Below are 13,216 nucleotides of genomic sequence, written 5' to 3' on the forward strand. Positions count from 1 at the left end.
CCGAACTGGCTGGGGTGGTCCCAGGCACGCTTGGTGACGATCGACGGCGATACGCCACATCTGCGTTCTGCGGTACCGATCCAGTGAGGTGGGAAACAAACTATGTCGCACCTCTCGTGGTGGCGGGCCGAAACAGGTTTCTTGTCATGATTGGAAAGATTTCACTCTCGAACTACAGCGGGTCGCCATCCAAGGAGTTCAAGCATGAATACGCAACCGGCGCGTGCCGTCGATCAAGCGCTAACAAATTTGAAAAACCTGCTGCCGCAGCTGGAAGCGCTGTACGCTGATATTCACTCGCATCCTGAGTTATCGATGCAGGAAACCCGCACTGCTGGCCAAGCGGCGGAGCACTTACGCGCGGCTGGGTACGACGTGACAACCGGGGTCGGCAAGACCGGTGTTGTGGGCTTGCTGCGAAACGGCGATGGACCAACGGTCATGCTCCGCGCCGACATGGATGCGCTGCCGGTAGAAGAAATGACCGGCCTTCCCTACGCCAGCAAAGTTAAGGCCACAGATCGGGAAGGCAAGACGGTTCCCGTTATGCACGCTTGCGGCCATGACATGCACGTGACTTGGCTTGCCGGCGCCAGTACCTTGCTGGCACAGGCGCGCCAGGCATGGAGCGGAACGCTGATGGCGGTATTTCAGCCTGCTGAGGAGACGGCTGAAGGCGCGCGGGCCATGATCGACGACGGGCTTTTTCAGCGCTTTCCCAAGCCCGATGTCGTGCTCGGTCAGCACGTCATGGTTGGCTCGGCGGGCGACGTTGCCGGCCGTACCGGCACCATCACCTCCGCTGCCGACAGCCTGCAGATCCGCCTGTTCGGACGGGGCGCGCATGGATCGATGCCCCAGGCCAGCATCGACCCGGTGGTGATGGCTGCTGCAACGGTAATGCGGCTGCAAACCATCGTCTCGCGCGAGATCTCACCCAATGAAGCCGCTGTGGTCACCATCGGCTCGCTGCAGGCCGGAACCAAGGAGAACGTGATACCTGACGAGGCCGTCATCAAGCTGAACGTGCGCAGCTATGATCCGGGCGTGCGCAAGCGCGTGCTCGCCGCCATCGAGCGGATCGTCAACGCCGAGTCTGCCGCCTCTGGCGCGCCCAAGCCCCCGGAGGTTACTACACTCGACAGCTACCCTTTGGGCGTCAACAATGCAGATGCGAGCCAGCGCGTGGCCGATGCGTTCCGCCGGCATTTTTCTGCCGAACGGGTGAGGGAAACCGGGCCGACCTCGGCCAGCGAGGATTTCGGCTCGTTCGGTGCTGAGTGGCATGTGCCCTCGGTGTTCTGGTTCGTCGGCGGCATCGATCCCGACGTCTATGAAAAGGCCAAGGCGGCAGGCGAAGTCAACAAGATCCCGAGCAACCATAGTCCATTCTTTGCGCCGGTGCTGCACCCTACCCTGGAAACAGGCGTGGAAACGATGGTAGTCGGCGCTTTGGCCTGGCTTTCCAAAGATGAATCTGCCATGCCAGGCGGACAATCGGCGGCATAAGTGTTAAACACCCACGGGTTGGACGTCAGCGCGGCGATAAAAACGCTCGTGCTGATTCTCGATTTGGTCGGAACTTTTGTCTTTGCGCTCAGCGGTGCGTTGGCGGGCGCCAAGCACCGGCTCGATTTTTTCGGAATCATGGTGTTATCGTTCGCTGCCGGAAATTTCGGTGGCATTACCCGCGACCTGCTGATCGGTGCGGTTCCGCCAGCCGCAATCACCGACTGGCGTTACCTGGCAGTCTCGATCCTTGCCGGCGTTCTCACTTTTTTCTGGCATCCGGCGATTGAGCGGCTACGCAGTGCCGTGCTCGTGTTCGACGCTGCAGGGCTGGCCCTGTTCGCCGTCGCCGGCACGCAGAAGGCGCTGGCTTTCGGCTTGAATCCTGCCATGGCAGCATTGCTTGGCATGCTAACTGGGATCGGTGGTGGGATGATGCGTGATGTGCTATTGACTGAGATTCCCGCCGTCCTGCGTGCAGAGATTTATGCGCTTGCCGCCTTGGCTGGAGCGACTGTGGTGGTGATTGGACAATTGCTGCTGCTGCCATCCGCCATCATGGCGATTATCGGCGCAGTTCTCTGCTTCGCAATACGCATGCTGGCCATCCGCCGTAGTTGGAATTTACCGGCACCTCCCGACTAAACAACGCCGCATCTTAAAGGGCTACTTAGCCACATGAGCCAAATGTCGCCTTCTGGCCTTGGATTTAACTGGTCGATGTAACACATTAAACTCTGCGCAAGCAGGAGGAGTGTTGCGAACGACGCAAAGATCCAGGATTTATTACTCTGAAACGCAGAAGGCAATGATGTGGGAGCGCTGGAAGAAAGGTGAATCCCTCCAACAGATTGTCCAACTGTTCGACCGGAAGCACTCATCCGTCCAGCGGATTCTGGCGGAGACAAGCGACATACGTCCCGCAGAGCGACGCCGCTCTCCATTGGCATCGACCCTGGCGGAGCGCGAAGAGATATCGTTAAGGCTGTATTTCCCAAAGGGGATCGATATATCGGCATACTCGCAAGCCCAGCTCAATGCGGTGGCAAGAAAACTCAATGAGCGGCCCAGGAAAACCTTACACTACCAAACGCCGGCTGAACGATTCAGTCAACTTGTTGCGTCGACCGGTTGAATCCAAGACCGATGGCGGACGTTATGGATAGTCCGTTCCGCAGTCGCGGTCGATCCTACGCTTCGAGCAAACGGCGCGATAAAGAAGCTGTTCGCCACTGGCGAAATATGAGCATGTACCTGCAAGCCCAGACTAAAGGCCGAGAGAACGTATTCTCGGCTTGTCGACTAAGGGTTGCCCAGGCAATCCGGGATTATGGGTGACATGACCGAAATGCGGCGCCAAAGGATTCAGCTACTTTTTACAGCCAATGGCTCCCACGGATGAACGCGATCTTTCGACACTACTCACCTTCCGCATTGTCCCAGATCCGCCATTACGAAAAATCAAATACAGGCGGCAATGGACTGAACGATTTAATTTATTTTGCGCTCCTTATTTATGTAATTCTCAACTTCTCATGGAGCCCTCACATGAATCGCGATCAAGTCAAAGGAACGGCAAAAGACGTTGCAGGCAAAGTCCAGGAACAAGCCGGCAAGCTTGTCGACAGCAAAACACAGCAAGCAAAAGGTTTGGAGAAACAGGCGGAAGGAAAGACCCAGAAAGCCTTTGGCGACGCCAAAGATATGATCAAGAAGTCGCATTGATACGGTGCGCCATTAATGCCATTAATGGCAAGCGGGCAGACAATTGCCAGCTTTTCCTACTTACATTCCGGAGGAGGTAAAAATGGGTAAATATTTTCTGGCCTGGTTGCTAGGCGTCCCGGCAATCGTGCTCGTGCTTCTTTATTTCTTCTTGCATTAAGCCGGTTGTCTTTCCCCATACGCTGAATCAGCGGTGAATATAGGGCGGCTCGGATTCTTCGTGGGCCTTCGATAGCGATCGATAAAACTGACGCAAGGATTGGCAGACAGGTAAACCATTTGAATCCAACACCCTTCACGCTAATGCATGCAGGGATGCCTCATCAAGCCGGGCTGCCGGCCTCTTGGTCCACGCCCAGGTGACGCAACAGTTCGCTCTTGATCTGCTCAATCCGCACGTCTGACGAGCGCCGCGGACGGGGCAAATCGATGGGGATATCGACCGCGATCCGGCCGTTGTCCAGCACCAACACCCGGTCCGCCAGGAGTGCGGCCTCATCGACATCATGCGTGACCAGCAAGACACTGGGCTTGTGGTGTTCCCACAGCTTCAGCACCAGCGAATGCATACTGCGCCGGGTCAGGGCATCCAGCGCGCCGAAGGGTTCGTCGAGCAGCAACAATTCCGGTTCGCTGGCCAGCGCGCGCGCCAGCGATACCCGTTGCGCCTGCCCGCCGGACAAGGTCAGCGGCCAAGCGTCGGCCTTGGATTCCAGCCCGACTTCCGCCAGCGCTGCAGTAGCGGTTTTGCGTCCATCGTCGACCTTCAGGTTAAGGATGACATTGCGCCACACTTTGAGCCACGGGAAAAGACGCGATTCCTGGAAGGCCACCCCGACATTTTCCGGCACCGCCATCTGGTTGGCGACATAGCCGTCATCCAGACCGGCAAGGATGCGCAGCAGCGTCGACTTGCCGGAGCCGCTGTGGCCAAGCAGGGCGACGAATTGTCCCTGAGGGATCGTCAGGTCAATGTCGTGCAGGACTGTGAGGCCCGTGTCGAATGAGCGGGATAGCTTCTGTATTTTCAAGGGGCGCGTCATGGCTGGATGGCTACTGCTTTGCTTGCGGATTCAGGACATTGACAGTCAAGCCCCTGACATCGATCTTTTGTGGCGTCAGGCCTTGCGACACATAGAAGGTGGCGACTTCATCCAGTTCCTTCAGAAAGGCATCGTCGGCCGGTGCCAGCGCCTGGGGTTGCACCTTGCGCAGGATCGCGGCGACATCTTTCGGCATGCCTTCCTTGATGTTCAGGGCGGCGATCAGCGAAGGGTCATTCTTGATCGCCTGGGCTTCCACCGCCAGCGCGTCATAGACCGCTTTGAGGAGCTTGGGATTGCGTTGTGCGAAGTCACGCGTCGTGACGTGGACAATGCGGTTCAGCGAACCGATGTCGCCGGCCCAGGCGATGACTTTAGCGCCAGGCACGGCCTGGCCGGCGGCGAAGAATTGCTCCCAGACTGCCCAGGCATCGACGTGACCTTGCGCGAACGCGGTGGCGCCTTCGGTCGGGCCGAGATACACCGGCGTCACCTTGTCATAGGAAATATTATGGCGGGCCAGCGCCAAGCGCAGCAGGTATTCGCCCGTGCCGCCCTTATTGACCGCGATTTTTTTGCCCACCAGGTCGGGGATGCTTTTGATCCCGCTGGCGCCATTGGCAACGATACCTTGCGTCTTGCCGTCGTCTTTTTCGACCGCGAAGATGACCAGGTCCTTGTTATTCGCGGCGGCTGTCAGGAAGGAGGTGACGCTGCCGGACCCGATGTCGGCGCTGCCGCCCCGCAGGACTTCCGCCGTCGGCGCATAGGCAGGCATGGACGCTTTCCAGTCGATCTTGCCGCCAATGGTTTTCAAGTGTTTGTCGGCTTGCCCGCTTTGCCTTGCCAGTGTCAACAGGTTGGTCGCTTGCAGCGGGGCGATGCGTACCGTGCCGTCAGCCGAATTTTGGGCATGCGCGACGACGTTGCCAAAGCCAAGCAACAAGCTTAGGCTGGCGCTGATGATGAATGTTCTGCGTTTCATGTGGTTGGTCTTTCAGAGTTGCTTTCAATGTGTGATTATTTTTTCCACGCGGTGTCGCGTTCCTTGGTCCACGCCGACTTGATGCTCTGGTCCTGTTTGCGTTCAACCGGAAGATGCGGCAGCACCAGTTCGCCGAAGCGATACGCCTCCTCCAGCAAAGGCATTCCCGATACGATCAGCACGTCTGCGCCGGCGTCGCGATATTCCTGAATCTTTGCCAGCACCTGTTTGGTGCTGCCGACCAGTGCGGTGCCCGGACCGTGCCTCACCAGGCCGATGCCGGCCCAGAGATTGGGCTCGATTTCCAGTTCGCGCAGATCGGCTGGTTTCCTGCCGCCGGCATGCAGCGCCGACATGCGCTGCTGCCCGACCGAGTCGATGCCGCGCACATAGGCCTGGGCTCCCTCGATGGATTTCTCATCCATGTGGTCATACAGATCCTGGGCGGCGGCCCAGGCGGCTTCCTCGGTTTCGCGCACAATGACATACAGGCGCACGCCGAACCGGATCTGGTCGGCACGGCCATATTCACGCGCCAAGGCGCGCACTTCCTTCACCTTCGCCGCGAACTGCGCCGGGGTCTCGCCCCAGGACAGATAGGTGTCGATATGCTTTGCCGCGACCTGATGGGCCGCCGGCGACGATCCCCCGAACCACAAGGGCGGGCGCGGCAGTTGCTGCGGCGGCAGCGGCACGCCTGCGTCCACCACATGGACGTACTTGCCTTTAAAGGTCACCGTTTCGCCGCGCAACAAGCGGTTGAGCACGGTGAGATATTCGTCGGTGAAGGCATAGCGTTCATCGTGGTTGAGGTGCACGCCATACTGCGCCATCAGGGTGGCGTCGCCATTGACGATGTTCACCCGCAAGCGCCCCCGCGAAAACTGGTCGAAGGTGGTGATCATCTTTGCCAGCAGGGTCGGCGACAGGAACTGCGGATGCGCCGCGATCAGATGCTGGAAATTATCGGTGAACGGGATCAGCGAGGAACCTTGCACCCAGGCGTCATGGGATCCGGTCGCCAGCAAGGCGCCGGTGAATCCGAGATGGTCAACCGCGCGGGCGAGTTGCTGAAAATAGGGATAGGTCAGCTGGCGGGCGCCATCGGGCCGCCAGGGATAGTGGCCGTCAGGGCCGGTAAGGTACCAAAGTACTTCCATGATTACGTTCTTTGAAAAGTGCTAAAAAAAAGTGTCCGATTGCAAAGGAATGGCGACAGCCTGAATCAAAGCGGAAGGAAGCTGCTGTCGACGGTGTCGCTGACATCGATCTGCTTCGGGATCAGGCCGAACCTGGCAAAGATGTCGGCGTGCGACTGCTGCTCCGCGAGGAAACCCGGATCTGGCTGGCTGACGCCCCAGTCACGGGCGGTAATCGCGCCCAGCCATTGCGCTGCCGTATGGCCATTCACGCCCTCCAGCAAGGCGGCGGCTTCGGCAGGGTTTTCCTGCGTTTGCTGGTCTGATTCAGCCAGCGCGACCAGCAGCGTGTGCACAGCGTCGGGATGGTCGCGCAAGACACGATGAGGCGCCCAGTACACAGAGCGGTTGGTGAAGGCCTGGCCCGGCGAAGCCAGCACGCGGGTCGGGACTTTCGCGGCCACCAGCGAGTACAGCGGGTCAGTCAAGACCACGGCATCCAGCAAGCCTTGCTCATAGGCGTCACGCGCGGTCGCCGGCAACAGCTCGACCGCGTTGACCTCTTTCCATTCGATGCCGGCATTCGCCAGCTCGACAGCGGTGAATTGGGTATGCCAGGAAATCGGCATCAATGCGATGCCCCGGCCTTTGAGGTCTTGAATCGTGTGAAACGGCGAATCGGCGCGAACGCATAGTCCGCCATTTTCAAAGCGCGGCGCGGAAATGCCGAACACCGCGACATCAAGGCCCTTGGCTTTGGCCAGGATGGGCGGCGTGGCGCCTGTGCCAGCGATGTCAATCACGCCCAGCTCGACCAGCGGAATGGTATGGGCGCCGGCGCTGTAAATAAAGAACTCGAGACCTTTTTTCTTGAGGTCTTCAACGTAGTCACGGCGACGCGCAAGCACCGAGAGTGAAATGTTCTGGGGATGAGCCCCGACAATTAATGCAGGCATTGAGCAACCTTTAGAGATAGTGAGAGAAACTTGTTTCGTGAGATGCTGGTCTGCGCGCTTGTCATCCGGTGTACACGACCCGCCAGGAAAGTAAGACTTTCTCTAACCGGCTCACGGCGTAATCGGTGACCAGCCCGAGAATCGCGTAGAGGCTGACGCATACCAGCATCACATCGGTGCGAACGTACTGGCGGGCATTGTTCAGCAGGAAGCCGATGCCGGAATTGGCGCCCACGGTTTCAGCCACGATCACGGCGATCCACCCCAGTCCGAGCGCGAAACGCAAGCCGATCAGTATGGTTGGCAATGCCGCGGGCAACAGGACCCGGGTAGCGATTCCCAATCTGCTCATGCGCGCGACACGTGCCACTTCAATCAGCTTGATGTCGACGTTACGAATGCCTCTGAAGGTATTGACATACAGTGGGATCAAGACGCCCAGCGCAACGAGGAGCACCTTGGGAGTTTCATCGATGCCGAACCAAAGAATGAGCAGCGGCACCAACGCTGTGAATGGAATGGTGCGCAGCATCTGCAGTGGCTTGTCGACCACGGCTTCGCCAAGGCGCGAGAAGCCGGCGATCAAACCCAATGACAGACCGACGAGGATGCCCATGATACTGCCTGCCAGCACACGCGCCGTGCTGACGGCAAGTGCCTCGAACAGAGCGCCGCTAAGGGTCAGGTCGAGTGCAGTTTCCAGCACTTGCAAGGGGCCGGGCAAGGTACGCGCATTCAGATAGCCTGACGTCGAAGCCAGATGCCAGGCCAGCAGCAAGACCAAGGTCGACAGCCAACTCTGCAACTGCCGACTGCGGTAAAGGGATGCAAGACGCAGCCGAAAATGCGGACGCGAAGTAAAGGCCGAGGCATTGGTTGCGATGGAGCGGGACATGATGTGCGCGTGCAGTTCTAAAGGAACGCAGATTAAGCTTGCGCTGCTAAAGAGAGAACGAATTTTTTTGCGCTTGGATATCCTTAAAACGAATTAAGGCGCGACGGCTCAAGTTCACATGAACGCACTGTTCAGGTCTGCGCGAACTATGCACGTGATAAAGCAGGCCTCGATTGCCTGCTGTCCAGCGGGAATCACGATCGCAATTCAGGCAGCGGCAAACATCGGTGATGAACGGTGCCTGGCCGGGGACGGTAATATGAATATCCGGATTAGTTCGTTTAGCGCTGCGCGGCTTTCACATAGAATTGGCATTAGTGATATGGTCTCTACATTTCCGATCGCCCGATCGGGATAGGACAACATTGGGAAGAATTCGCAAATGAAGTATCGTGAACTTGGTGGTTCAAATCTAAAGGTCAGTAACATTGCGCTCGGCACGATGACATGGGGCGAGCAAAACTCTGAAGCTGACGCCCATTCTCAACTCGACCTTGCAATCGATCATGGTGTGAATCTGATCGATGCTGCGGAAATGTATCCCGTGCCGCCGAAGAAAGAAACGCAAGGCCTGACCGAGCGCTACCTGGGCTCGTGGCTCAAAAAATCCGGCAACCGCGATCGCGTGCTGGTCGCCACCAAGGCATCCGGCCCTGCCCGCATGCCGCATCAGCCCAAACATATACGCGACGGCATCAACCACTTCGATAGAAAAAGCCTGACTGAAGCGCTCAACGGTAGCCTGGAACGCCTGCAAACCGACCGCATCGATCTGTATCAATTGCATTGGCCCGACCGCAGCGTGAACATATTCGGGAAACTCAACTACACGCATATCGAAGAAGAGACTGTAGCGATCGAGGAAACGCTTGTCGTGTTGGCCGAATTCGTCAAATCAGGCAAGGTGCGATCCATCGGCGTATCGAATGAAACGCCTTGGGGCGTGGCGCAATTCCTTCGCTTGTCCGAAAAACTCGGCCTGCCGCGCATCGTCTCGATTCAAAATCCCTACAGCCTGCTCAACCGGACGTTCGAAATCGGGCTTGCTGAATTTGGCTTCCGCGAGAACATCGGGCTGCTGGCTTACTCGCCTCTCGCCTTCGGGGTATTGACAGGAAAATATTTGAATGGCGCCCGTCCAGCGAACTCTCGCCTCGCGTTATATGAACGTTTTTCACGCTACTCGAACCCGCAAGCGGAACAAGCTGCTGCGCAATACGTAGCGCTTGCGCAGCGCCACGGCATTGACCCGACGCATTTGGCGCTGGCCTTCGTCAATAGCCGCCCTTTCGTTGCCAGCAACATCATCGGCGCCACGACGCTGGAGCAATTGCAAGCGAATTTGCAGAGTATTCATCTGAACCTCAGTGACGAGCTGCTGAATGAAATCGAAGCGATCCACAAGCAATTCCCGAACCCTGCGCCGTAACGAGGATTGCGAACTGGGGCAACTTAAGCCCCCAGTGGTTTTCACTGCGTCCGGCAGAATGAATTGAGGCAGCTTCATTGCCTTTGAGCAGAAAGGCGACCAGGAAGGCATTCCTGATCGCCTCATTCCCGTTACAGACGTTCGTGTTTCAGCTACTGCAGCTTATTTCGTTTGCTTGCGAGTATTAGGGAGGAATGCCGTCGCCAATCCAAGTAGTGGCAGGAATGACGTCACACCGTAAACCCAGACAATTCCATACTCATCGGCCAATTGTCCCAGACCGGCAGCACCAATGCCGCCGATGCCAAACATCAGTCCGAACATCAAGCCAGACACCAAACCTACCCGGCCGGGTACGGCTTCCTGTGCATAGACCACGAGTGCTGCGAACGCCGAGGACATCACCAGCCCGACTGCGCTGGCAAGAACCGCCGTCCAGAACAAGTTAGCGTACGGCAGGGCCAAGGCAAACGGGGCGACGCCCAGGAATGAAATCCAGATGACCGCCTTGCGACCGATACGGTCGCCCACCGGCCCGCCGGCAAAGGTACCGATGGCCACAGATGCCAGAAAAATGAACAGGAAGAGTTGGCTGTCCTGGATGGCAAGCCCGAATCGCTGCATCAGGTAGAAGGTGAAATAGTTAGTGAATGCGGCGATGTACACGAACTTGGCGAACAACAGGATGCCGATGACCACGACGGCTTGAATGACACCGGAGCGGCTGAGCCCCTCCTTCTGATGGCGTGTCAGTATCTTCAACTGCGCCTGCCCATGCGTCAGTGTCCATCCAGTGAGGCGGAACAGCACGGCAACCGCAACCAAAGCTGCAACCATGAACCAGGCCACCGCGGATTGCCCTTGCGGGATGACGATGACTGCGGTAAGCAATGGACCAATCGCCGAACCGGTATTGCCGCCTACCTGGAACGTGGATTGCGCAGTGCCGAATCGCCCGCCGGACGCCATCCTTGCCACCCGCGATGCTTCAGGATGGAAGGTGGCCGAACCGATGCCGACAAGTGCCGCGGCGGCCAGCAGCATCGAATAACTGCCCGCTGTCGCCAGGCACACGATTCCCAGCAATGTCACCATCATCCCTGCGGGAAGCAAATATGGCTTGGGGTGTTTGTCGGTATATAGACCGACCCACGGTTGCAACAGCGAAGCAGTGACCTGATAGGTCAGCGCGATCATGCCAATCTCACTGAAGCTGAGCGAAAACTGCGACTTAAGCATCGGGAAGATGGAAGGAAGCATCGCCTGAATCAAGTCGTTCAACAGGTGAGCGAACGCGGCCAACCCGACGATGCGGACAAAGAAGGTCCCCTTGGTGTCGTCTGCGGCTGAAGTTACAGGAGGGATCGCTGCGCTGTTGAATACTGCTGTCTTGGTTGTCATAAACTGATCACGGGATGCAAAAGCTTGCTGGTTGAAGAGGTGCTCAATTGTCGCTCATGCGCCTCAAAATACCAGCCCGCCTTTGCGGTGCATGCTGACGCCATTGCGTGGGTAATTGCCAAGGATGCTTGCACTGTCCCGCATCAGCGGCATCAAGGGTGTGGACGTAAGCGTCAAATTCTTCGGCGACCAGCTGGATGAAGGGGTCTTCCCTTCATCCATAGCCTAGCGCCCGTTCCAGTGAACCAGCACTTTCTCCAGCCAACCCAGGATAAAGTTCAGCAGCAGGCCGATGACGCCGATCAGCGCAATGCCGATAAAGACGACAGGGATTTGGAACATCTGCGCCGCATCCGCGATCATGAATCCCAGGCCACGCTGTGCGCCGACAAGTTCGGCGGCAACCACCACGGCCCAGCTCAGCGCCATCGCCACCTTCAGGCCGGTGAAAATCTGCGGCACGGCGGCAGGCAGCACGACGCCGAAAAAGACCTGGAACCGGGTCAAGCCCAGCGACTGCGCCGCGCGGTGATAAGCGATCGGCACACCGGCAGCGCCGGCATGGGCATTGACCTGCGCATAGTTAAAGGCCGTGAAAAAGATCAGCACGATCTTGCCAAGTTCGCCGAGGCCGAAGTACAGCACGGCCATTGGAATGAAGGCAATCGGCGGAATCGGGCGAATGAACGCCATCAGCGGCGAGATCATCGCACTGCCGATGCGGCTATACCCGGTCAACAATCCCAGCGGAATACCCAGCAAGGCGCCGAGCACAAAACCGGCGAGCGTGCGCCCGAGGCTGGCGCCGATGTGGGCATGCAGCGTCACGTCTTTATAACCGTCGGCAAGCAGGGTCTGGAATGACTGCATGATGCCAAGCGGGCTCGGAAGATAGTCTGGCTCGACCCAGCCGCCTGCAGTCACCGCTGTCCAGATCGCCAGCAATGCGGCAATGGCAGCCACCGAATATACCCAGTCCGGGATGTGGCGGCGGCCCCCCGCCGCCTCTGCCGCATCGACACTGCTGTCGTACTTCAGGCTCGCCGTGCTTGGAATGCTCATTGCCGCCCCTGCTTCAGAAATTTCTCGATGTAGGAGGAATCAATCGATGCGTTGATCTGCTCCCAGGTCAACGGCGCCGGAATGGTGCCGGTTTCATGCAGGATCTCGCCGGCGACGTGCAGCTTGGCCGCCAGGCCGGCTTTCTGGTCCACCAGCGACCAGCGGGTGCCCGGCGTGATTTCCTGCTTCAGGGTCGGCAGGTTCGCTCCGCCGACGCGATTGAGCGCCGCCCGCGCGACTTCCTTCGAAATCGACAGGCGTTTGGCCAGCGCATCGACGGCAAGCTCCGGGTTTTTCTCGATCAGCGCCAGCGCTTCGGCGCGCACCTGCACCAGCTTATGACCGACCTCCGGATGCTCCTTCAGGAACTGCGGACGAGCGCCGTACAGCGAAGGGCAAACGCCGCCATTCGGTCCATACTCGTCATCGTAATTGACGGTCTTGTGCCCCTGGGTTTCCAGCAACTGCGGATAAGGCGCCCAACCGAAGCCGGCGTCGATGGCGCCGCTCCTGAATGCGTTGGCTTGCAGCGGCGGCGCCAGGTTGACGACGTTGACGTTCTTCGGCGACACACCTGCCTTGCGCGCCGCCAGGCCGAACGCCACCTGGGCGCAGGTGCCAGAAGCGACGGCAACCGACTTGGCCTTGGCAAGGTCACGATAGCTTTTCACGGGCGAATTCGTGCTGACGACCAAGCCCTCGCCGGCAGAGGTATCCACTTCCCAGCCGATGAAGGTCAGCGGGATTTTCTGGCCCAGCGCAAACACGGTTGCCAGGCCGGTGGTGAAGACATCGATGTCGCCGCTCTTCAGGCCGGCCAGCAGCGGCGCACCGGTCGGGAACCAGTAAAACTGCGGATCCAGGCCGGCTTTTTTGAACAAGCCCTGGTCGATGGCGACATACAGCACGAAGTAATCGGCGGTCGGCGCGCCCCACTTGAACTTGAGCGGCTGGGCCGGCTGGGCAAACGCGGGAGAAGCGGCGCTTGCTCCCAGCAACGTTACGGCGCATGCCGCCGTCGCCAGCAACTTGCGCGTAATGGATGTTTTGGTGATGGCTGGTTTCATGTTGA

At 58.5% G+C, this 13,216-nt stretch carries 12 protein-coding genes and 2 pseudogenes; 6 read left to right on the forward strand and 8 right to left on the reverse strand.

The window, feature by feature from the left end; genetic code table 11:
* Positions 1-204 precede the first annotated feature (204 nt).
* The 5 genes and pseudogenes from EDC30_RS06900 to EDC30_RS06915 all read left to right on the forward strand — a co-directional run bounded on the left by EDC30_RS06900 (position 205) and on the right by EDC30_RS06915 (position 3,234).
* Positions 205-1,509, forward strand: a complete 1,305-nt coding sequence (locus tag EDC30_RS06900) for a M20 family metallopeptidase (RefSeq protein WP_132258070.1) — start codon at positions 205-207, stop codon at positions 1,507-1,509.
* Positions 1,510-1,527: 18 nt separating this feature from the next.
* The gene (locus EDC30_RS06905; protein ID WP_243656679.1) at positions 1,528-2,154 is read left to right on the forward strand and encodes a trimeric intracellular cation channel family protein; all 627 of its coding nucleotides are present in this window, start codon (positions 1,528-1,530) and stop codon (positions 2,152-2,154) included.
* Positions 2,155-2,317: 163 nt separating this feature from the next.
* A pseudogene (locus EDC30_RS06910) lies at positions 2,318-2,488 on the forward strand (IS30 family transposase); the annotation flags it as partial.
* A pseudogene (locus EDC30_RS19720) lies at positions 2,489-2,644 on the forward strand (IS30 family transposase); the annotation flags it as partial.
* Between the two features lie 413 nt (positions 2,645-3,057).
* On the forward strand, positions 3,058-3,234 hold the full coding sequence (locus EDC30_RS06915; RefSeq protein WP_132258072.1) for a CsbD family protein: 177 nt from the start codon (positions 3,058-3,060) through the stop codon (positions 3,232-3,234).
* 323 nt (positions 3,235-3,557) lie between these two features.
* Here the strand turns inward: EDC30_RS06915 and EDC30_RS06920 are convergent, their stop codons facing one another.
* From EDC30_RS06920 to EDC30_RS06940, 5 genes are all read right to left on the reverse strand, one after another.
* Complete coding sequence (locus EDC30_RS06920) at positions 3,558-4,277, reverse strand: ABC transporter ATP-binding protein (protein ID WP_132258074.1); 720 nt, start codon at positions 4,275-4,277, stop codon at positions 3,558-3,560.
* 10 nt (positions 4,278-4,287) lie between these two features.
* On the reverse strand, positions 4,288-5,262 hold the full coding sequence (locus EDC30_RS06925) for an ABC transporter substrate-binding protein (protein WP_132258076.1): 975 nt from the start codon (positions 5,260-5,262) through the stop codon (positions 4,288-4,290).
* Between the two features lie 35 nt (positions 5,263-5,297).
* The gene (locus EDC30_RS06930) at positions 5,298-6,422 is read right to left on the reverse strand and encodes an LLM class flavin-dependent oxidoreductase (RefSeq protein ID WP_132258078.1); all 1,125 of its coding nucleotides are present in this window, start codon (positions 6,420-6,422) and stop codon (positions 5,298-5,300) included.
* 65 nt (positions 6,423-6,487) lie between these two features.
* Entirely contained in the window at positions 6,488-7,357 is an 870-nt protein-coding gene (locus EDC30_RS06935) for an ABC transporter substrate-binding protein (protein ID WP_132258080.1), read from the reverse strand.
* Positions 7,358-7,418: 61 nt separating this feature from the next.
* Complete coding sequence (locus EDC30_RS06940; protein ID WP_132258082.1) at positions 7,419-8,252, reverse strand: ABC transporter permease subunit; 834 nt, start codon at positions 8,250-8,252, stop codon at positions 7,419-7,421.
* A gap of 382 nt (positions 8,253-8,634) precedes the next feature.
* Here EDC30_RS06940 and EDC30_RS06945 point away from each other — a divergent pair, with 382 nt between their 5' ends.
* A complete protein-coding gene (locus EDC30_RS06945; protein WP_132258084.1) occupies positions 8,635-9,681 on the forward strand; it encodes an NADP(H)-dependent aldo-keto reductase in 1,047 nt (348 codons plus the stop codon).
* Positions 9,682-9,843: 162 nt separating this feature from the next.
* Here the strand turns inward: EDC30_RS06945 and EDC30_RS06950 are convergent, their stop codons facing one another.
* The 3 genes from EDC30_RS06950 to EDC30_RS06960 all read right to left on the reverse strand — a co-directional run bounded on the left by EDC30_RS06950 (position 9,844) and on the right by EDC30_RS06960 (position 13,211).
* Positions 9,844-11,082, reverse strand: coding sequence for an MFS transporter (locus EDC30_RS06950; RefSeq protein ID WP_132258086.1), 1,239 nt, complete (start codon positions 11,080-11,082; stop codon positions 9,844-9,846).
* 225 nt (positions 11,083-11,307) lie between these two features.
* Positions 11,308-12,144: an ABC transporter permease gene (locus tag EDC30_RS06955; RefSeq protein ID WP_132258088.1), complete on the reverse strand. Its 837-nt coding sequence runs from the start codon at positions 12,142-12,144 to the stop codon at positions 11,308-11,310.
* Positions 12,141-13,211, reverse strand: a complete 1,071-nt coding sequence (locus EDC30_RS06960) for an ABC transporter substrate-binding protein (RefSeq protein ID WP_132258090.1) — start codon at positions 13,209-13,211, stop codon at positions 12,141-12,143. Before EDC30_RS06960 ends, EDC30_RS06955 begins: the two co-directional genes overlap by 4 nt.
* Positions 13,212-13,216: the final 5 nt, after the last annotated feature.

Origin of the sequence: Paucimonas lemoignei, from assembly GCF_004342585.1 — a bacterium.
GTDB classification, from domain to species: Bacteria; Pseudomonadota; Gammaproteobacteria; order Burkholderiales; family Burkholderiaceae_D; genus Paucimonas; species Paucimonas lemoignei.